The sequence below is a fragment of the Fusibacter ferrireducens genome (assembly GCF_015352425.1).
Lineage (GTDB): Bacteria > Bacillota > Clostridia > Peptostreptococcales > Acidaminobacteraceae > Fusibacter_A > Fusibacter_A ferrireducens.
On record NZ_JADKNH010000020.1, the window covers coordinates 13559 to 35432 of the forward strand.

Sequence of the window (21874 nt, forward strand, 5' to 3'; positions counted from 1 at the left end):
AATTATACTCCTAGTAGAAATGCCATATTTTTTGCCACTGATCTGGTGCCAAACAAGTCTCAGGGGTAACCGACAAATAAATTCCGAAATAGACAAGCATTAAAAGCAGCGCTATAAGCATAGATGCAGCTGATGAAAAAAGGGGTAGAGCGACACATCGCTTTAGAAGCTCCCAACGCTTGGGTAGTCTTCGCATGAGATAAATACTCTTGCTATTCTGATAGTGATAGGTGTAATGGTGTACAAACAATGCAATCATACAGAGTACGACGATTAAAAATCCAATCCAATAGTGTCCGAACAGTTCTACGAAATCGGGCATAATAGCGTCTTTTCTGAGTACAGGATTAAAGGCGTTGCCTGTAAAGAGCGCACTGTATTCTCTTGAAAGCGAAAAAAGAAAACCAAAGCTGTAGAGTGTACTCATAATAAGGCCAATACAGATCCATTTAATTTCTTGCTCATAATCAATACCCACGGGCACATAGTTTTCTATCTTAACAATCATAATTTATACCTCGCCAAATCTTGTGAAAAGCATGACCTGCAAAAGATAAAGCAACAAGTGTAAGAAATATGTCAGAACTAAAGTTGCCGAGGTCTTGAGAGAAGCTCACAAAGACCAGAAAAGACATCACGACGATTGAAATACTTCTTTTACCGCGCCTTTGACTGAGAGAAAAAAAGGCAGAGGTAGTGCCGAGAGCAAGTATAAAGGCGCCATTTCGAATCCATCTACTGCTTTCTTCAAGAGGCAATAAACTATGTAAAAAGGGATTATGATAGAAAGCTAGGAAAACGGTTTGGTTATGCCAGTACATAGGGTCCATGATGACGGTATATTGATGACATAAAAATAAAACAACAAGTAATTGCATTGCCAAAAAAATAATGAAACATCCCATGTTGTAAATTGACCATAAAGTGGTAATGGTTTCTTCACGAACCGTGAGTCTTTTTATGCTATACCGAATCTTACTGCCGGAAGTTTCATAACCAACGATACTTAAAATGTAACAAAGCATTAAAAAAGCAACCCCGCTTATAATGGGGATGTGGCTTTTGGTAATGAGAGTGTCCAATGTATAGAGTTCATCGGTCTGCAATGTCAGATAGAAAAGAGCAATTTCAGCGCCAGCCATTAGAAACAAGAGTCCTACTATCTTATAAAGCGTACTTCTCGATGCAATCATCCATACAGATAGGTATTTTTTCATTGTGCTTCTCCTTATTCTAATCCCAAACTCTTGAAATCAATTGGATGGCTTCTTCTTTGGAAATGCCCATTTGTTTTAAAGCCAAAACAAATGACTTGGCATCGCCTTCAAGTTGTTGGGACTTGATTTGTTTTATTTGAACATCTGTAAGGGTCACATAACTTTTGGCCCCCGAATGTGATGTTATGATATTTTCTGCTTCCAGTAGGCGGTAGGCTTTTTGAATCGTGTTTGGGTTGACGCCAAGTAGGACAGATAACATACGTCTAGAGGGCATTTCATCTTGATCTTGAATGATCCCCGCTATGATTTCACGCTTGATATGTTTTATGATTTGAGCGTATATAGGACCTTCATCTTCAATTGTAAAATGGTCAAATGAAATCATAGAATAACCTTTCAAACTGTATTATGGTGTTAATACGGTATAACCGTATCATACAATTAATACAGTTGTGTGTCAAGTCATTAAAATTAAAGCATGAATTTGCATATACCCATAAAATCCTTAATTCAAAGTTCATGTAATAGCGTTAGAGTGTCAAAAGTCAGTTTTGCGTACCCCCTCTATCCCATGTTGTATCGCGTACTTTCGGTAAACGACATCATAGGGTAGAGGGGGGCTCAACTTTTAACTTTTGACACTCTAATCCAATATGATATGATGATTAAAATTGGACTAAATGAGGTGAAGCAATGTATAGAGAACTATTTGACCCCGTTAATCAGGACATGATGACCAATTATTTTGCAGAGATACTTGCACCAAGGGGCTTGATTAAAAGCTTTAAGAAGAATACATTGATCGATCCTCTGGATGCAGAACATGTTTACATTGTGCTTTCAGGGGAATGTCGTCAAGGACTTGTTAGTATGGATGGCTGTGAGAGAACGTTTTTTAGACTCACAAGAGGCACTATATTTGGAGAGATGGATTATTTTGATGGTGATCGGACTTGTGAGATCACATATGTTACTCAAAAATCAGAAATTAGTATTGTACCGAAGGCCGTTTTAGAAGCGGCACTTGAAGAAAATCCTAAAATTTATCGCTATTTCATACATTCTATCACGCGCAAATACAGATTGTTAATGCTTCAAATTGCAGACGCGAGATTTAATGATTCCATAGGGATCATTGCAAGTGCACTCTTGAGAATTGGTTCTATGCAAGAAGGGTACGATCTCTTAGGGAGAACGGTGATTGAACACCAGTATACGCATGAAGAGCTCGCCAATAATTTTGGTCTCAGTCGACCAACAGTGACCAGCAGCCTTTGCTATATGAGGGATAAAGGGCTTATCTCCATTGAAGATCGACATATTGTCATTGAAAAAGTTGAAGAAATACGTGTGCTTATGAATCCTTATTGGTAGAAGTGATATGACTATTATGTATCGAACTCATAATAGTATAAGACATTATTATCAGTGTCAAATAGAGCTAATGTAAAATTAAATGAGCCTCTATCAAAAAGGTTTTGAGAATCATGAATGATATTTATGTCATTAAATCGATCTATAAATAGCCAATAGCCATTTTCTATAGTTGGTATGCCAGCGCTTTCCGCTAATTTATAACTGTATGTTATCCCATTTCGCTCGCCGCCATACATGATTAGTTCTAAATCAGGTGCAAGAGGCAGTTTCTTCCAGGACTTGTTGCTTTTAATATCCTCCAGTAAGTTTTTCCTGCTCTCTTCATCGAATTTCACGGTAACCAATAATTCGCCATCGCCATGAAACCCACCATGTGTATCAACAAGATTATATTCAATATTATCAGGTAAGTTAATTCTTAAATCTTTAGAAACGTAATCTATATTTGATTTATGTGAGCAACTACACAAGGCACAAATACAACCTATGATGAATATTATTTTTAATCGTTTCAATATCAATTCTCCTTACTTTAAATACATTTATCTGATCATCCCTTTGCTCTATATTCCAAAAGGTCTCCAGGTTGACAGTCAAGTGCAGCACATAATTTTGCCAACGTAGAAATTTTGAGTGCTTTTGCCTTGCCATTTTTTAAAATAGAAATATTGGCAATGGTAATTCCTACGCGTTCAGCTAGTTCGGTAACGCTCATTTTGCGCTTAGCAAGCATAACATCAATGTTGAAAATAATCTCTTCGTTCATATCGGCCTCCTCATATGGTTAAATCACTTTGTTCTTGAAGATCTGCAGCTTTTTTTACAAGATGGGATAGCGTAGCTGAAACTGCAGATATGGCAATTCCAATGATTAATATGATCAGAGATATTAGCACAAATCCCGGGTGGTTCATGTTAAGGAACAAAAACACGATGTTCATCACAAAGAAGAATCCTGTGTCTGCAGCAGCGAGTACTGCGACCCATCTTAATAATTTTGCGTTTTCAGATGAAAAGGAACGGTCAAGCCTTATGTTTTTAGAGATTTTCCATCCAAAAGCTAAAACGATATAGCATGGAACAGCTGTGATCAGAATTAGGATTAACCAAGGCCAATAACTAAATGCAAATTCTGGATAGTTTGCCACCATACCCTGTCCAAGTGATGGTATGATCCAAGCGTAGACGAGTAAACCGCATAGGCCGACAATAATGATAATTAAATTAAGCCATTTTGATAGTGCTAATTGATTCATAAAATCCTCCTTTATAGAATATCGCATAGGGTAAAAGATTAATGCGATATTGACTTTTGACATTTTGACTTTAATATTCACTAATTATCTAGATTATATCGATTTGTATGAAAAACGTCAACAAAAATTTATTGAATTACGATAAAAATTTATTGTTTAATATCATTCGACTTTTATTTTTCAATTTAGGTTCAATTTAGGTTTTAATTTAGACTTCGACGTAAGAAGCTGAATCTAAGTCAATTGAAAACAAAGTTCTCGTTTGCAATAAAGCGTTTTTATTTTGTATGTGGTACAAAAATTCTATTTAAAGGCCATATTAGATCATAAAAGGCTTGACTTAAAGTGCACTTTAAGTGATATGATGCCTGTATAAAGGAGGACATGAAATGGAAATTGGTCAAGTATCTGAACGGTTTAAGATAAAATCGCATACTTTGAGATATTATGAAAGTATTGGATTGATTCAAAATATAGAGCGAGATGCATCTGGAAAAAGGACTTATTCAGAAAAGGATTTAGTCTGGCTTGATATGATCATGAGATTAAGAGCGACGGGTATGCCAATAGAAAAGATGAAGACCTATTCAAAGTTGAGATATATGGGTGACGCAACGGCCACAGAACGGAAAATTATTTTGAAAGAGCATCTTGAAAATATTGAATCTGAAATTCAGAAATTGACCGAGATGCAGACTTATGTCACTTATAAAATTAAAGTATATGAAGAGATGGAGACAAAAGTTCATGACAAAGGTAAGTAGATATGAAAGCGGTTTAAGATTGTTATCTGAAATAGATGGAAAAGCAGGCGAAGAGGTCAAAGAGAGTTTGATGGAAGTTGCACCAGATTTGGCGAAGTATATTGTGGAATATGCATTTGGTGATATTTATGCAAGACCAGTACTGGATTTAAAATCAAAAGAAATTGCAGTAGTGGCAGCTTTAACCGCAATCGGTACTGCTGAAGCTCAGTTAAAGGTACATATAAATGGCGCTTTAAATGTGGGCAGTAGCATCAATGAAGTTAAAGAAGTGATTCTTCAAATGTCTGGTTATTCAGGGTTTCCAAGCACAATCAATGCAATGAATGCTTTAAAGGAAGTTATAGCGGCTCGTAAAGCACAAGGCATTCAGGATATAGAGGGAAAACGCGCAAGCAAAACGTGCTCAGAGACGGATCGATATGAGCACGGCAGTAAAATGCTTGCCATTTTAGATGAAACACAACAGGTTACACTGGAAAGTACTTATAATGACTTTGCCCCCGATCTCGTCAAATGGGTGGTAAACAGTTATGCAGATGTGATATCAAGGGACAATTTGGACCTTAGATACAGACAGATCGCAACCATATCAGCACTTGTAGCCATGGGTAATGCGAAACCACAATTAAAATTTCACATAAAAGCAGGACTCAACATAGGTCTTACAAAAGAAGAAATCACAGAGATCATGTACTTGATGACTGTTTACACAGGATTTCCCTCTGCAATAAACGGTGTCAATGTACTCAAAGAAGTGTTAGCAGACAATGTTTAAAGGACTCATATTGAGATAGAATCGCATGAAGTGTATGAACTCAAACTAAAATACTTTCACACCAGTTGTGGGAGTGTTTTTTTATTAAAACAACAAGATTTGAGCCGAAAGTTGTGAAGAGGGATGTTCAACTTCAAACAGCGTCAGTGAGAATTGTTTTGAGGCATCGAGAGATGGCTCAAATGTTGTTATATAGAACTTGTCTAAAATTTGCTCTTGACCTTAACCTTAGGGGAACCCTTAGACTTAAGTTGAGAGGTGATGATGATGAGTAAAAAGGCACTTGAGGTAAAGGGACTTGTGAAGCAGTATAAAGATTTGACCGCTGTAGATCATTTGAGTTTGGAGGTAGAAAAGGGTAAAATTTATGGCCTTTTAGGCCCAAATGGTGCAGGGAAATCGACGACAATTGACTGTATTCTAGGGATGAAAAATTATGAAGAAGGTGAAATCACGGTTTTGGGATTATCGGCAAATAAAGATAGAAAGAAACTCTATCAACGAGTAGGGGTTCAATTTCAATCTAGTTTTTATCCAGAGCGCATAAAGGTCTATGAAATCTGTGAAATGATTTCAGCACTTTATAAGAAACCAGATGATTGGCGCGGATTACTCAGGGCATTTGATTTGGAAAAGTGTGCAAAGCATTATGTTGCTTCACTTTCAGGTGGGGAAAGGCAGAAATTATCGGTTTTGTTGGCATTAATTCAAAATCCTGAAATGGTATTTTTAGATGAACTCACCACAGGACTTGATCCCAAAGCCAGACGAGAAGTGTGGGCAATGTTAAAGCAATTAAATCAGAAGGGGTTGACAATCTTTTTGACGTCTCATTATATGGATGAAGTCACGGCGCTTTGCGATAAGGTGAACATTATCCATCACGGCATATCGGTAGCGTCAGGGACACCAGAAGAGATTATTTTAAGGTCGGGTATGCAAAATTTAGAAGAGGCATACCTCTATTTTATTGATGAGAAGGAGATGATTGATCGTGAAGTCGCTTTTAGTACTTTATAAAACAGAATTCAAACTGGCACTTAGAGAATTTTCAGGCGTACTTTTTGGGATTTTATTGCCTATAGGGATTATGCTTTTGCTCGGTATACTTTATGGGGATAAGCTCGCTTATGAAAACGCACCTTATACGCTTTTGCAACAGTCTGTGGCAGCGGTGCTCACTGTAGGTATCTGTGCAACGGGACTTATGGGCGTCCCAATAACGCTTTCTGGGTATAGAGAAAAGAAAATTTTAAAAAGATTTAAAGCATCCCCAGCATCGCCTCTGCTTTTGATCTTAGCGCAATTTCTCAATAATATGACTTATGCACTTATTTCAAGTGTAGCAGTGGTAGGCATTGCAGTTCTATGTTTTGGCTATAGGATGATTGGAAATCCTGTCCTGTTCATTTTGTCATATTTTTTATTAATGGCAGCAATTTACGCTATGGGTGCCATGATTGCCAGTGTGGCTAAGTCTGAGAAAATAGCGAATATGTTATGTACACTTTTCTATTTTCCCATGTTCTTTTTATCAGGAGCGACCATTCCCTATGAACTTATGCCCAAAGGGCTTAAACTTTTCGCAGATGTGATGCCCTTAACTCAAGGCATAAAGTTGCTGAAGGCGACTTCTTTGGGAGCTTGGCAAAATGATTCTATGAATGCGGTTTGGATTTTGATTTTTACGGCAATTTTGGGTATGATTATAGCAGTTAAAACTTTTAAATACGAATATGAATCTTAAGCGGACAAGGATGTGTTCACATGTTTCAAATTGGACTGTTTTCAAAGATGAATCGAGTTACCACAAAGACATTGAGGCATTATGACGAGATTGGACTTCTAAAACCTGCTTTCGTGGATCAGCAGACTGGTTATCGGTATTATGGCAGTACGGAACTCGTGCGTCTCAATAAAATTATTGCACTTAAACAATTAGGACTCAGCCTCCAAGAAATTCAAGAATTGATAGATCAGCAAAAGGGGATCGAGATATTTTTGACGCTTAAAGAAAAAGAAATTGAGCTCAGGATTAAAGAAGAAACTTCAAAACTCAGCCGACTTCAAAATTATTCGAGATATTTAAAAGGAGAACAGAATATGAATTACTCACCTGTAATAAAAGCATTGCCAGAAGTTATCGTGGCTTCTATGCGCTTAATTGCCCCTAATTATGAGTCTTATTTTGATTTTATTCCCAAAATGGGAGATGAGATGAGAGCGAAGGGCGCGGTATGTGCTGTTCCAGAATATTGTTTTAACATTTACCATGATGGAGAATACAGAGAAAGTGATATTGATTTAGAAGTGTGTGAAGCCGTTGTGGACTACTGCGAAGATTCTGAAAAGGTTAAGTATAAAAAGATAGATGCTGTGGAAAATGCACTGTGTGTGATGCATAAAGGGCCTTACACAACACTACCGGATGCCTATGCATTTGCATTTTCATGGATAGAAGCAAATGCCTATGTGATCGATGGCTTACCACGTGAGTCTTATATTGATGGCATTTGGAACAAAGAAGATGAAAACGAGTGGCTTACTGAACTTCAAATTCCAGTAAAAAAGATATAATAAAAGTGTACCAATTACTTAAAAGTCACAAATTGGATTGTAAAACCATTGTTTTTAAATGAAAATCCAGAACTTAAACTCAGGCTTGTTGAGACTCATACGACAAATGGGATGGTTGAACTGAGTTATGTTAGAAAATAGTATGCTGAAGATTAAAAAGGGATGACGCTTTAAATGGTCATCCCTTTAGCTTTATTCAGATATTGTAAAGTGCCATTTGTGATGGAGTTCTTTGCCATCTTCGGTTCTTACAATAGTGGCGTTAACAGTATAATTACCAGCGGATAGCGTGCCTAAAATAGAAGAAAACGAATCATAAAGTGGAGTATATGTTTCGGTAGAAATTATTTGGTTGTCCTTGGTAAGTGTATAACTAACTTTAGGCTTATTTCCAGCATTTTTGAATGTGATAACCAGAGTAGGGTTTTTATTGCTTGAGATACTGTCTGCAGTCGGTGATAAACCTAAAATTTCGATGTCAAGATTCTCATCATCCATTGAACTCGTTGTTGTTGTTGCTGATCTACTTAAACCGTTTACATCGGTTGCAGTAATTGTATAAGAAAAACTTAAACTACTTGCTAAAATATCGTCTGTTGGGATTGAATAATTGTAATAGCTGTCATTGCTTTCTTGATACATTAGTTTATCAGAGATGGTTTTATCTCCAAGAGTATAAGAAATGGTAACATCTTGAATGCCATCATTGTCGATGGCAAATGCTTTAATGAAATATCTTTGATGTGGTTTAGGTATTTCTGGGCTCGTCGGTATAATAAATAGAGTTGGTTTGCCATCTATTGTTTCATAGATGTTATAGTCATTCGCTTCGGGTGTCCCAGTGCGTAACTGTACAGTGGAACCTGTGCAAGTTACAATGGCATATAAATTAACTGTATCACCAGATTTTATGACTTCAGGATAAGTTGATTTATAGAGTGATATACTCCCAGTTTCATCTGTGATTTCTGTCAAACCTTCTGGATGATTTGTACCCAGTTTGACGTTTTTGACTTTAACGGTTTGTCCAAGCATATCTAAACCATGAGTTTTTAAATAGGCTATGGTAACCTCTTTTGGATCTGCAGGCTTATTAAAGCCAATCATTTCTTTAGAAGTAATATTTTTAAGCACGGGTAATCCATTTTCAATATAATAATCTCCAGTCAGTATGAATTGATGCCCTAATTTAATGTTATATCCTAGTGAACCCTCAACATAAAGTGAATAGATGTTGCCGCCAGTTGTAGTTTGAATAACAGGATGTTCAGAATCTGTTACAAAATAGGAAACTTGTCCTGCAACAGTGACATTTTTTTTATTTTTATTGAGGGACAAGATTTCTTTAACGGAAGAAACCCCTTTAGGTAAATGAAGTAAAGTATTGTATTTTGGAGCCTCCTTTTTATCCGAGTGTCCAAAAAGAGACATTTTATAATTGTTTGCTGTTTTGGTATATGACTCTGGATTAATGGCAACGGTTAATTCATCTGTCGTTGTTTTTAAACCATCTAAATTTGTTACAGTAACGGTATAAGTGATAGTTGAATCCTTATCTGAAATTTGGCTTTCGGGAATATAAAAGTCATATCTTCCGTTTCCATTACGAGATTTGTTCATTTTTAGACCATGAAAGCTTTTATCGCCAATGTGATAATCGATGGTGACTTCTCGAATGCCTTTATTGTCTTGAGCTGTGGCTGAAATAAGATAGAAATACTCGGACCGAGCGGGATCGCCATAAGTTGGTAAGGCAATAACAGGGTACTCTGTAGGATTGATAATATGAATATCCTCGCCGTAAATTTTATCTTCCGAAATCTCCGGATCAGAAAAGATATCAGAACCAGGTGTACGACCAAAAACGCGTTGGAATTCCACATCTTCTGGTAATGTTGTTAAATATTGTTGAGCTTCCGTATAGATCAGAGGTGTGTAGGCAGTTGCTTTTAAACCCACTGGGTCAGTTGCAATAAAAAAGAACTTTATAAAAGTCGTGTTTTTTGGAATTTGGTCCCCGGAAAGTGTGTATTCATATTTTCCAGTTAAGGTATTTAAAGTCATTTTCTGTTCAGGGAGTTTTTGGGTTCCGTAGGTACCTACATAGCCAAAAATGGAAACATCTTGAATGCCTTTATTGTCTTTAACAGTGATTGAAATGGTATAATCCTGTCCTGGTTTAACAGATGCATAGGAATCTGGCATAGTAATTATAGGGGCCTCGACATCGTTGATTTCATAGAGGTCGAATACTTTATCTACAGAGTTGGTAGCAGTTATACTATCGGCACTAACTGGCATACTTGTTGCGCCAATACTGATGATAAAACTTAACAATAGAATGCCCCATTTTTTCGTTATGTAATGCCTTGTCTTAAATCTCTTAAATGTACGGTTCATGTTGTCCTCCTTTAAAATATTATAAGAATATAAATTATCCTGATAGCGTCAATATATCAAAATAGAAAATAGTATACAATAGCAAATCCGATCTTTAATGAAATTTTAATTTAAGATGGTGATGCTATATGCAAAAGAAAATCACCCGAGGGAAGTTACTTATAAATTCGCATGAGGTGATCTTTTGTATGTTTATGACATTATATTTCAGAGTGTTTAGAGCTTTGTGTCTGTCGTTTTATTCAGATATTGTAAAGTGCCATTCGTGATGGAGTTCTTTGCCATCTTCTGTTCTTACAATAGTGGCGTTAACAGTATAATTGCCAGCAGAGACGGTGCCTAAACGATAGAAGGAAACGCCTGCCCCAGTTATGTTCTCTCCTTCGGTAAGAAGTATCTTGTTATCCTTCTCAACTATATAGGTAACTTTAGGTGTTGCGCCACCATTTGTAAATTGGATAATGATATCGAGGGATTTTCCACTTGATATCGTATTTTGAATCGGTAAAGCTTCCAAAATTTTTATTTCGTCATCGATGGATATTGTTGTTGTTTTTGATGTGGTTAATCCGTTTGTATCTGTTGCAGTAATTGTGAATGTAAAATTAGGAATATTTCCTAAAAATCTATTGCGTGGGATTGTATAATCATAATTTTGGTTATAGTTATTTTGAGTCATTTGTTGATTAGAGATAGTTTCATTTCCAATGGTATAAGAAATAGTAACCTTTTGAATGCCGTCAATGTCTTTAGCCGAGGCTTGAATGTGATAATCTTCATTCCTTTGTGGACTTAATGGATTACTGGGTACAATAGACAGAGTTGGTTTGCCATCTAGTTTGTCGTAGAGATTATAACCATTTGCTTTTATTGTCCCAGTGCGTAATTGCACAGTTGAATCTGTACAAGTTACAATGGCATATAAGTCAACTGTATCGCCGGCTTTTATTTGTTCTGGATAAGTTGATTTATAGAGTGATATACTACCTGTTTCATCTGTGATCTCTGTCAAACCATTTGGATGATTAGTACCAAGTTTGACATTTTTGATTTTGACGAATCGCCCTAGTCTGTTTGAACTATGTGTCTTTAGATACTCTATGTTGACTAATTCAGGTTTTTTCGGTGTAGCATAACCGATTATTTCGTTAGAAGCGATGTTTTTAAGCATGGGTAATCCATTTTCGATATGGTAATCACCAGTTAATATGACTTGATGTCCTAGCTTGATGTTGTCTCCCAGTGAGCCATTGATATAAAGTGAATGGAGGGAACCATCAATGATAGCTTGAATAATAGGATGCTCAGAGTCTGTCGCAAAATAATCTATTTGCCCTGCGACAGTCACATTTTGTGTATCTTCATCAAGTGATAAGACCTTTTTAATGGTAGAAACATCACTGGGTAAATGAAGTAAAGCGTTATAATTTTGAGAGGTATCTTTATCTGAGTGTCCGAAAAGAGACATTTTGAAATCGTTTACTGTCGCGAGAGGTTTTCCAAAGTTAATAGGGATTCCTGCTTCATCAACTTTAACGAGACGTTCTCCAGGGATAATAGGGATTGTTAATTCATCAGTAGCTGTTTTTAAACCGTCCAAATTCGTTGCAGTAATAGTGTAGTAGATGGTTGAATTCGTATCGGGAATTTGCTCTTTTGGAATATTAAACTCATAGCTCCCATCTGCACTCCAAGTATTGGACATTTTTAGGTTGTGGAAGTTTTTATCATCAATTCTATAATCTATGGTGACTTCTTGAATGCCCTTGTTATCTTCTGCAATGACGGAGAGAGGATAATCAGCAATGTAATTGGATCTAGCAGGGGAGGCATAAGTTGATAGAGCCACAACAGGGTAATCTGTGGGATTTATGATATGAATGTCTTCGCCTCGAAAGTCTTCTAAATTAGCATCATTAAAGCAAGTGAAGCAATTATTAGGTTTACGACCAAAAATATGGTCCATAGTATGCGGTGCATATGATGATTCTATTGTTGTTGTGATTGGCTTTGCATTTGGATCGCTACTCATATCAATATCTGGTGTATATCCAGTTGTTTTTAAGCCGACAAGATCTGTTGCAGTAAAAAAGAACATCATACTGACAGTATTTTTTGAAATTTGATCAGCAGGAAGGGTGTACTCATATTTTCCAGTTAAAGTATTTAGAGTCATTTTATGTTCTTGATGACTAGTACCGCCGTGAGTACGCGTGTAGCAAATAACAGTAACATCTTGAATGCCTTTGTTGTCTTTAATAGTGATTGAAATGGGATAGTCCTGTCCGAGTCGGATAACTGGATAGGATACTGGCAAGATTATTATAGGGTGCTCAATATCGTTGATATCATTGATGTCAAATGGTTTATCTACAGGGTTGGTAACAGCTAAACTATCGGCACTAACTGGCATACTTGTTGCGCCAATAGTGATGATAAAACTTAACAATAGAATGCCCCATTTTTTCGTTATGTATTGTCTCGTTTTAAATCTTTTAAATGTACGGTTCATGTTGTCCTCCCTTATAATGTTATATGGTTATAAATTATCCTGATAGCGTCAATATATCAAAATAAAAAATAGTATACAATAGCAAATCAAATCTCTAACGGAACTTTAATCTGTGCCAAGGATGATATAAGAATAAAGAATCACCCAAGACAAGATGATTATAAATCCTGCTTGGGTGATTTTCTTGTTTATAACATTAAACTTTGCATCGCGTAGAGCCAATTATACGTCAACAATTTGCCTACTGAATTTTGAGCAAGTTATAAAGCAATTCAGCCATTTCTGCTCTTGTCGCTAATGTTTTTGGCTCAATTAAGCCATTGCGTCCGGAAGCTAAGCCTCTTTCTACAAATGTCTTTGTAGGTACGAGTGCGTAGGAGGCAATTTGGGCAGTGTCACTAAATTGGTTCATATTGATTGTCGGTGTCACTTCTGGTAATTCGTTTAAGGTGCCCAGTGCATTGTAAAGCAATGTGAACATATCTTGTCTGCTTATAGAGGCGTCAGGCGCATATTTGTTGTTACCAATGCCACTTGCGATGCCTAAGCGCTTAGCAGTTGCCAGGTAATTTGTATAGTAAGTGTTACCTGCATCTGCAAAATTGTTTATGCTATTTTCGTCTGGTGAGATGCCGTAAGCATTCATCATTAAGACGATAAATTGACCTCTTGTGAGAGAAGCGCTTGGACTATAAGTGGTCTCAGATGTACCTGCAGTGATGCCACGTGCCGCAAGGCTTGAAATAGCATCATAATACTTACTGGAGATAGCGACATCTGTAAATGTTTTCTTGTTGTAGCCAATCATATAGGTAGAAAAATGTTTTGTCATAAAATCTACAGTGCCTGTGGCGGTGTTGTAATTGCCTCTTACAGTTTGAAGTGCACCAGAGTCATCTACGTAATATACGACGATGGCATTGTGATCTTCTCCGGGTTGAAGTGTATAAGGCAAACTGATTTCAGCATTACCATTACCAAATGAATCTACTTTTTTCTCACCGATATTGACTGAGAAATCATAGACGGGTCTATCGCCGACAGCATTGCGTATTTCGGTTGAAAGCGTTGTATGGTCAACCTTAGAAATATGAATGCTGACGTCGCCTTCGGCAGCAGAACTATTTATATGATTTACTGCATCTTCACTGAACTTAAGAATCCCTACACTTGTGTTTACTTTGACATCAGCCTTTGTTTCGGTTGCAATTTTGCTGAAAGCATCTTTTGGAATGACCACTTCCAGAGCACTTTCTTTTTGTTCAGGGTCAATTTTGATTTCAATGACTGTTCTTTTGCCTGTTGTTTCGGCATCTTTAGCTTTTTTTATGAGCGCATCAGCAATATCATCAGTCATAGAAGCTTTTAAATGATTTGGTGAATCACTTTGGCCCTGTACAGTAGCTGAAGTTGTTGTCGTTTCCTTGTCGGAAACATTTTCAGTTTTAGAGTCTGTTGGTGTGTTTGTAGGCGCATCTGTAGGGGGTTGGTTATCATTTTTATTGCCGCTGTCATCTTTATCATCTTTATCGTCCTCAGATGAACCGTTATAAACAACGACATCAGCTCGGTCTCGTATACGAATACGGGTCCCCTCGGTATCGATAGAGGATAATCCTGTTGCAGTGACGATTTTTCCAACAGCCAAATCCGCTATGGTTTTAGTACTTGTAATATAGCCATCGATGAAAATACGACATAGGACATTTGAACGATCTTTAATGTAAATGCTTTCGACGACATCATTAGGTGCTGTAATGGATTCAACGACGCCGCTTACAGTGACTAAGCTGCCCAAATGACTGCCGTTTGCAGCTTTTGAAGTTGTCAAATAGATCGGTGTTGGCAATGGCTTTATCGTTTCATCAATCACTTTAATTTTTTCAACGGCAATTTGTCGTTCACCGTTATATGAACTTGTCTTACCTGTAATTTCTACGGTTTGTCCCGCTCTAATATCACCAGAGACAGGAAAAGCATTGATGCCAGCAGAGCTGTCTTGGACATAGATACAATCGAAGAAAGCAGTATTTTTATCATATGCAGAAGCGTTAGAAGTGGCAATACCACGGATTGTGAAAGATTCATCTTCATTGGCTGATTGAACCTCTGCAATACTTGTGACGATTACTGGATTGACTGCCATTACGATATTTTCTAAAATAGTATAGTTACTGTATTGCGGTGTTGCATAACTGTCCATGTTAGCTTGAATCTCGAAATTACTCATGAATGCAGATCCGGCAACAATAACCGTTGACTTAGCATTACCATCGTGAGTAATGGTCTCTGAAGCTGCAACCATATATTTGCTATCGTATTTTGGTACTGAGATATCTTTAATGCCAGTGGTGCCATCTTTATCATCATCTGAAGAATAACTGGTTTCAAATGCAAAAACCATTGGACTCACACTGGAAGGTAATGTTTCGCTTGGCTTGCTGTCTGTCCCGATACTGTATATCGTGGAACCACCGTAATTTGAGTAAACTTGTTCCTGTGGTTTAACACCATTTAAAAAGGTGTTAGAGAGATTGTAGTTGGTAAGGTACAACCTCTGTGGTTGCCCGCCATTATTTGCATCATCTTTGATCTCATCGTCTGATACACGAAGCGTTGAACCCATCGCAGCCAATAATTTATTTTGTTGAGCAGACATATGCTCATCAGCTGGTAAGGTGTATGCGGTACCATCGGCGTATTTATCATAGCCCTCATAGTAATCGCCCCAACCAGTTACAATTACAGTTTTACCGGATTTTGAAAATGCTGAAATGGCAGCGATTTCATCATCAGAATAGCTTTTGTAGTCTTTCAAGAAGGCAGTGCCATTTCGACGAGTAGGTGGTGTCAAAACAAGCATTTTATATTTAGAATCTTTTGTAGCAGCAATTAACGCTTCACTTGTATGGAGTTCTACGACTCGAACACCATATTCAGCTGCTAAGTTAGCGAAGTTCCCCATGCTGTCTTTGTAATTGCCGTCTACATATTCGTTGTAATGACTTGCATCAACGCCAGCATAAACAAGTGTTTCACTTGCACGGATATTGAGATCTATGCTAGAAGTAAATGTTTGATCTTGTCCGTTGATTGAGAAAACTGCTGTTGCCACAAGGGTCATTTTACCAGCAAGGGTTGGTGTATAATTGAATTCGTGAGTTGCTGTACCCGTTGAAACGATTTCTTTGTTAAGCGTTTCTGTATGAATAATCGTATCGTCTAGAGTATACTCGACAGATTTAAGGGTTACATTTTTGCTTTCGTTGTTAAAGAATGTCGTCTTGAGTTTGAGTGCTTCTCCGGTAACTGGCATCTGAGTTTCCGTAGTTAAGGAATTGATGCCAACCAGTGGTGCTTGCCCTACCCAAATAGGCGCTGTTACAGCCATATTTTTATCCGCTTCTGTAACGCGAACATAGTAATAGCCCTGAACAGCTGGCATTTCAAAATTCCAATTGGCAATATTGCTTGTGAAAGTTTGGCTTTTCGCTACACGACCGCTATTGGTGATAATTTCTACTTTAGAAATCGTATCTGTTGGGTCTTTGTCATCAATGTGGATGGCAAATTTTAAAGGCGTATCGGGAATTACGTCGATAATGCTACCCATCATCAAATCATTAACGGTATAGTTGATATTGAGATTATTGTCTTCTGTAGCATAAACAGATCTGTTTTTAAGTCCCGTTAACAGACCTTCATCGTTGAAGTTGTCTGTGATGATAACGGTACGACAAGTATTGGCATTTCCCCAGTTGCCCTTATGGTTATCTTGATTATTCGTAGGAGCCACGTGCCAGCCTTTGTCGAGTGCTTTGGTGTATTCGCTGTAGCTTGGGAAATAGCCGCCAGAGTGGATAGACCCTTCACCATTACCCACTTCCACTGCCACCATTTTATTATCATATGCAGGTGACCAGTAGGCAAAATCAGAGAAAGTACCAAATGTCTTTCCAGGGTGATTAAATTGAGATAAATTTGCAAGTGGATCTGTATTTTGAATCAATGTTTCATAGTAAGCTTTCATGCCGGCATCGTCAGTCTTGCTGTTGAGCGAGGTATTGTTACGACTCACAAGTCCGTTTGAATTGAATGTATTGATGTGTCCAGGACCACCAGACCATGTCATTTCAAATCCAGAAAAAGCCAGTAATGAACCTGCATTTTCTTGATTAAAGGTATCCATTGTAGAAACGTAGTTTTCCCACTTGGAAAGACTTTCAGCAGTCATTTTGCTTTTATCGTTAAGCGCTTCAGCTGGATTTGGTGCATTTTTTGTGTCGAAGTAATTGGAGTGATCTGTAAATGAGACGAAATCAACATTATCGTCCTCTGTGATGTTTGATAAATAGTTTAAACCATCTTGAAGTGTACCTGAACCATCAGAGTACTCAGCCGTATGAGAGTGAAGTTGTCCAAAATAGGCTTTATATTTGGATTCACCCACTGTGAAAAACCATGAATCCACTTTAGTTTTGTCGTCTTCTGATCGTATGATTTTTACAGTTGCGGTGTAGCTGCCATCTACAAGTGTACTTGGTGTGTAACTATAAGTGTTAGTAGATGTACTAGAGATAGTCATAACTTGATTGGTTAAAATCGTTTCGTTATCCTTTTTTAAGGTTAAAGTAACTGCTGGAGATGTGCCTGCGTTTTCAAGTGTTACAGAGATAACGGGCGTTTTGTCATCACCAGTACTGCTATTGCGAACAGGTGTCACTGCGGTTACTTGAGGTTTATCATCGATTGTGACAGTTATTGGCGTTGAAACTGTCTTCAAACCGGTTACATCAACTGCAGTAATCGTAAAAGTAAAGTTCGGAATCGTTGCTAAAATCTGATCACTTGGAATGGTATACTCATATTTCCCATCAGCGGTATTTTTTTTCATCTTTTGATCGGATATATTTTTATCGCCTATTTTATAAGTAATAAAAACATCTTGGACATCTTTATTATCTTCTACCGTTGCGGAAATACTGTAATCTTGATTTGCTTTGGCATCTAAGAAGCGATCCTGCAAGGTAATTAGAGGGCCCTTTGTGTCATTGACCACATCGTAGACGTTGTAGCCGTTCGCATCCTTTGTGCCAACGTATAATTGTACTGTTGATTTGTAACATGCAACCATCGCGTATAGATCAACGACTTCGCCCTGCTCCACAAGTGCTGGATAGGCAGTGGCTTTGTAGATATTAATGGCTCCAGTTGCATCAGTAACTTGGGTTGAACCAGATGATGAGTAGGCTCCAAGGGTGACATTTTTTATGATAACAAATCTGCCAAGCATGTCCATGCCATTAGCGTTTAGATCTGCTATAGTAACTAATTCTGGTCCCATGGGCTTATCAGAACTCAATATTTTGGAATGTGTAATGCTTTTAAGTTCAGGCAAACCATTGTAAATACTATAAGTGCCTGTGTATTGAACTTGATCGCCTACTTTTGCCCCCTCAGGTGCGGCACCAAAGATGTAGAGCGAATAGGTTTTGCCATCAATAACAGATTGAATTACAGGATTGGAAAAGCCTGTTGCAAAATATGCAATTTGACCTGTAACATTAAATCCGGATGAATTATCGGGAAGGTCTAAAACCTCTTTAATCGTCAAAGTCGAATTCGGATCTTTGATCGTGTATTCTGCACTAAACTGGTCACTGTTTTCTTTACCCTTTGCAATGGCAATGGCTTTCAAGAGTACTTTATCACCAATTTGGCCTGTGATTGTGAGGGGCTCTTTATAAAGAGTGCTGCTTGAAGTTGCATCTGTCCCATCTAATGTATAATAGATTTCAGCAGAAGCATCATTACAATAGAGACTCACCTGAGTATTGCTGACAACAGACCCAGACTCCGGAGAAGCAGAGATAAACAGTTGATTTTCAGCGCCATGCCTGATCATGCTGATGATGTCGGCTTTTACAGTGCCATATGCATCATACACTCGAAGAGTTACGTCGACAGAATCACCTGTGGAAATGCCAGGAAATTTAGATACGTCAATAGATGGAGCAATTGGTAATTCTGAATTATTTTGTGTTAGAAGTGATGTATTTGTCAATGTTGCTTCACTTACTTGGATGACTTCACCCATATGATTGTATCCAGGTGTTTTATCAGTAGGTGTAGCAATGATATCTGCAATGGTTGTGGTCCCTCTGTCTGGAATCGCATTGTCATGAGATTTAACATAGATTGCAGGCTCAATAACTCCCGATAATTCAATCAAATTTTTGTAGAGGGCACGTTTACCAATGGCAATGACTTCATCGCCCACCTTTAATAATGAAGAATTTGAAGTCAAATATAAGCAAATTGCACCTGTGGTATCTTGGATATAGACATTTTTACCACTGATATAAGTGACAACGCCTTCTACTTTTAAATTTTCAGTGTCCACAGCAGTTGCTTTTGCCGCTTCAAGTGTTATAGGACTTGTGTCATTCACCTCATAAGAGAATGTAGCGACATCACTGTCATCTAGCCCGGATTTAGTGGCGCGGACATAATATGCGGCACTTGTTGTCACTTTAACGCTGCTGCCAGTGGTCCAATTTGGAGCGGGCGCATTAATAGAAGTGGTATTGTATTCAATAACGGCATCAGCTGTAGTTGTTTTAAATGTAATGGCTTGACCAGAAGTTACAGCGCATGAGGGTATACTTGCTGTCGGTGTTGCACATTTGGTTTCAGCAGGTGTACTCCCGTTATGTGGAGAGGGTGCTTTAACTTCAAAGTCAGCGGCATTGTCATTTGTGTCCACACCGATAATTTTTCGAACAGCAGCAGTGGTGTTGCTGAGACTTGGTGTTGGATGAGCGCCTTCGGATTCATTTGCAGAGCCATAACCGACGAAATCAACGACATTGGCATCCGTCATTTTTTCAATAGCCTGTGAATTGGATACCAATGCAATTTTGCCCTTAGAGCCACTCATTGCAATACTACCTGTCGCGTCTGGCGTCGGAAGTAGTGGTGCATCGTTGGCACCTTTTGCCTCTTGAATCAGATAGTATTCGCCAGCCCCAATAGAACCCGATAGAGTGGTGATATTACTGCCATAGGTGTACTTTGTAGAACTGCTGTACTGAACAGACCATCCATTGAGATCAATTGCTGAATTGGTAGGATTGTAGAGCTCAATAAAGTCATTTGAGTAAAGTGCACCTGAATTGCCACCACCGCCATAGATTTGGCTGATGATCACATGATTTGCAATGGATGCATTGTCTGCACTGACGGGAATACTTACAGTACCCATACTGAGTATAAAAGCCAGTACCAAACTCAGAATCCTTTTTGCATGCCATTTTTTAAATTGGGTGTTCATGTTTCCTCCTTTTTCAATTTAGTGTTTTATGTTTATGTCTGGGTGGTAAAGTGGAACATTGATGATTGTAGATCGTATTTATACGCAATATAAAGCTTTAACAAGACAGACATATTCAACTGAGAAAAAATCTTAAGCGAGGATGGTATAAAGTGATATTGTCATAGTAACGTCTTTTACAAGTTTAAAATCCGGAGTTTATTTATGTAAGTCGGGTGATTTGTAGTCAGCCCAACGCAGCATCTAAATGTAGATTCGCCTATTTATTTTTTTCAAAAGCCACTGAACTCAAGGCAGCCACAAAAGGCACTGTGAGTATAATGCCAATGGAACCGGCAAGCCCTTGTATGATTTCCACAGTAATCATGTCACTGTTAAAAATCTGCAAGTAAGGATAATCAAAAATTCTAAAGAGTATAAGCGTATTTAAAGAAGCACCAGCAAAAGCGAGAATTAGTGTATTCGCCATGGTGCCCATGGCATCACGGCCAATATTTAAACTGGCTTTAAAGAGCTCAGTTTGAGTTGCTTTTGGGTTCATATCGTGCAGTTCTGAAACGGCAGAAGTGATGGTTAAAGCAATATCCATAACTGCACCTAAAGAGGAGATTAAGATGCCACTGACAAGGAGGCCACTGATTTTAAGACCGCTGTCGGAAGCTCTGAGAATTAATTCTTCTGCTTCGGTCATGTTAAAACCGCTTATGGGCGTCATAATACCAGCAATGTAGGCGACAATACCTGCTATTGTTACGCCACCGATACAGCCTAGAGTTGCGCAAAGCGTTTTAAGCGAAAAACCATTGAGTAGGAATAATGAAACAATGGTTGTAAGGGCGACTATTAGAATAGAAGCTAGAATAGAAGGAACACCTCGCTGCACAAGTGGTATGAGTAAAAACCAGATGCTCAGAACTGTGAAAATCAGCCCAGTCAGTGCCGAAATGCCTTTTTTACCCCCTAAAAAGATGAGTAGCATCGCAAAAATTAATGCAAGTGCAATTAGAACAAAACTTCGATCATAATTGGCAATATAGACGACATAGGGATGCTTTTGAGTGTCAAGATCAAGGCGAACAATAATAGGTGTACCTTGCTGAAGGTCCACATTTGCATAAGCATTCATATAATTTGTGACGTGCAACTCTTCACCCTTATATTCGCCGCTATCTATGGTGACAATGACTTCTTGTGTGCCCAATCTAAGGCCTTCAGTCCAATAGTCTGGTGATGCATTTTCAGTTAAAAGTTCTGATACATGTGCTTTTTCAAAAACAAGTTGACTTGCCGCAGTGGGAACCGCACCTTTTTGAGGCATATTAAGTATGTAAATGGCGGCAATTAGGATAAAAGATATGACAAGCAAGAAAATGATTTTATATTGGTATTCGTATTTTAATTTTTTCAAATGGATAACCTACCTTTTGAGCTAAATGAATCGTTTTAGATTCATACTTTGATTTTTATGAGTCCATATTTAAAGCTTATAAAGACCTGTATCTGAAAGTATATAAAAAAGTTTATATGGTTACTCCCTTATGATATAAAAATAATATAGTATTTACAATATTCAGACAGCTATTTTGTTAAGATTTTACAAGGCTTGATCAAAACTTAACAGAAGTTTACCTAGATTTCAAATAACTTTGTCGGTAAA

The 21874-nt window shown here is 37.9% G+C and carries 16 protein-coding genes; 6 read left to right on the top strand and 10 right to left on the bottom strand.

Going from position 1 to position 21874, the window contains the following annotated elements:
* Window positions 1-10 precede the first annotated feature (10 nt).
* From ISU02_RS21895 to ISU02_RS21905, 3 genes are read right to left on the bottom strand one after another with little or no spacing between them, the layout of a single operon-like run.
* Entirely contained in the window at window positions 11-508 is a 498-nt protein-coding gene (locus ISU02_RS21895) for a hypothetical protein (RefSeq protein ID WP_194703995.1), read from the bottom strand.
* Entirely contained in the window at window positions 498-1217 is a 720-nt protein-coding gene (locus tag ISU02_RS21900; protein ID WP_194703996.1) for a hypothetical protein, read from the bottom strand. The genes ISU02_RS21895 and ISU02_RS21900 overlap by 11 nt, the downstream gene beginning before the upstream one ends.
* Window positions 1218-1233: 16 nt before the next feature.
* Window positions 1234-1605, bottom strand: a complete 372-nt coding sequence (locus tag ISU02_RS21905; protein WP_194703997.1) for a GntR family transcriptional regulator — start codon at window positions 1603-1605, stop codon at window positions 1234-1236.
* A gap of 308 nt (window positions 1606-1913) precedes the next feature.
* Here ISU02_RS21905 and ISU02_RS21910 point away from each other — a divergent pair, with 308 nt between their 5' ends.
* Window positions 1914-2594: a Crp/Fnr family transcriptional regulator gene (locus tag ISU02_RS21910; protein ID WP_194703998.1), complete on the top strand. Its 681-nt coding sequence runs from the start codon at window positions 1914-1916 to the stop codon at window positions 2592-2594.
* Between the two features lie 14 nt (window positions 2595-2608).
* Here ISU02_RS21910 and ISU02_RS21915 read toward each other — a convergent pair whose 3' ends face one another.
* From ISU02_RS21915 to ISU02_RS21925, 3 genes are read right to left on the bottom strand one after another with little or no spacing between them, the layout of a single operon-like run.
* On the bottom strand, window positions 2609-3112 hold the full coding sequence (locus ISU02_RS21915) for a hypothetical protein (RefSeq protein ID WP_194703999.1): 504 nt from the start codon (window positions 3110-3112) through the stop codon (window positions 2609-2611).
* 35 nt (window positions 3113-3147) lie between these two features.
* Complete coding sequence (locus ISU02_RS21920; RefSeq protein WP_194704000.1) at window positions 3148-3363, bottom strand: helix-turn-helix domain-containing protein; 216 nt, start codon at window positions 3361-3363, stop codon at window positions 3148-3150.
* A gap of 10 nt (window positions 3364-3373) precedes the next feature.
* Complete coding sequence (locus ISU02_RS21925; RefSeq protein ID WP_194704001.1) at window positions 3374-3853, bottom strand: DUF2975 domain-containing protein; 480 nt, start codon at window positions 3851-3853, stop codon at window positions 3374-3376.
* 389 nt (window positions 3854-4242) lie between these two features.
* Between ISU02_RS21925 and ISU02_RS21930 the strand changes: the two genes are divergently transcribed.
* The 5 genes from ISU02_RS21930 to ISU02_RS21950 all read left to right on the top strand — a co-directional run bounded on the left by ISU02_RS21930 (window position 4243) and on the right by ISU02_RS21950 (window position 7972).
* Window positions 4243-4617 carry a MerR family transcriptional regulator gene (locus tag ISU02_RS21930; protein ID WP_194704002.1) on the top strand — a complete coding sequence of 125 codons (375 nt, stop codon included), beginning with the start codon at window positions 4243-4245 and terminating at the stop codon, window positions 4615-4617.
* Window positions 4601-5395 (top strand): carboxymuconolactone decarboxylase family protein, encoded by a 795-nt coding sequence (locus ISU02_RS21935; RefSeq protein WP_194704003.1) that lies wholly within the window; start codon window positions 4601-4603, stop codon window positions 5393-5395. Before ISU02_RS21930 ends, ISU02_RS21935 begins: the two co-directional genes overlap by 17 nt.
* 264 nt (window positions 5396-5659) lie before the next feature.
* On the top strand, window positions 5660-6415 hold the full coding sequence (locus ISU02_RS21940) for an ABC transporter ATP-binding protein (protein WP_228727918.1): 756 nt from the start codon (window positions 5660-5662) through the stop codon (window positions 6413-6415).
* Window positions 6390-7142 (top strand): ABC transporter permease, encoded by a 753-nt coding sequence (locus ISU02_RS21945; RefSeq protein ID WP_194704004.1) that lies wholly within the window; start codon window positions 6390-6392, stop codon window positions 7140-7142. The genes ISU02_RS21940 and ISU02_RS21945 overlap by 26 nt, the downstream gene beginning before the upstream one ends.
* A 20-nt stretch (window positions 7143-7162) precedes the next feature.
* A complete protein-coding gene (locus ISU02_RS21950; RefSeq protein ID WP_194704005.1) occupies window positions 7163-7972 on the top strand; it encodes a MerR family transcriptional regulator in 810 nt (269 codons plus the stop codon).
* A 192-nt stretch (window positions 7973-8164) separates the two neighbouring features.
* Here ISU02_RS21950 and ISU02_RS21955 read toward each other — a convergent pair whose 3' ends face one another.
* The 4 genes from ISU02_RS21955 to ISU02_RS21970 all read right to left on the bottom strand — a co-directional run bounded on the left by ISU02_RS21955 (window position 8165) and on the right by ISU02_RS21970 (window position 21625).
* Window positions 8165-10372 (bottom strand): hypothetical protein, encoded by a 2208-nt coding sequence (locus ISU02_RS21955; protein WP_194704006.1) that lies wholly within the window; start codon window positions 10370-10372, stop codon window positions 8165-8167.
* 238 nt (window positions 10373-10610) lie between these two features.
* Entirely contained in the window at window positions 10611-12884 is a 2274-nt protein-coding gene (locus ISU02_RS21960; protein WP_194704007.1) for a hypothetical protein, read from the bottom strand.
* A 241-nt stretch (window positions 12885-13125) separates the two neighbouring features.
* On the bottom strand, window positions 13126-20217 hold the full coding sequence (locus tag ISU02_RS21965; protein WP_194704008.1) for an S-layer homology domain-containing protein: 7092 nt from the start codon (window positions 20215-20217) through the stop codon (window positions 13126-13128).
* 259 nt (window positions 20218-20476) lie between these two features.
* Window positions 20477-21625: a YibE/F family protein gene (locus ISU02_RS21970; protein ID WP_228727920.1), complete on the bottom strand. Its 1149-nt coding sequence runs from the start codon at window positions 21623-21625 to the stop codon at window positions 20477-20479.
* Between the last annotated feature and the right edge of the window lie 249 nt (window positions 21626-21874).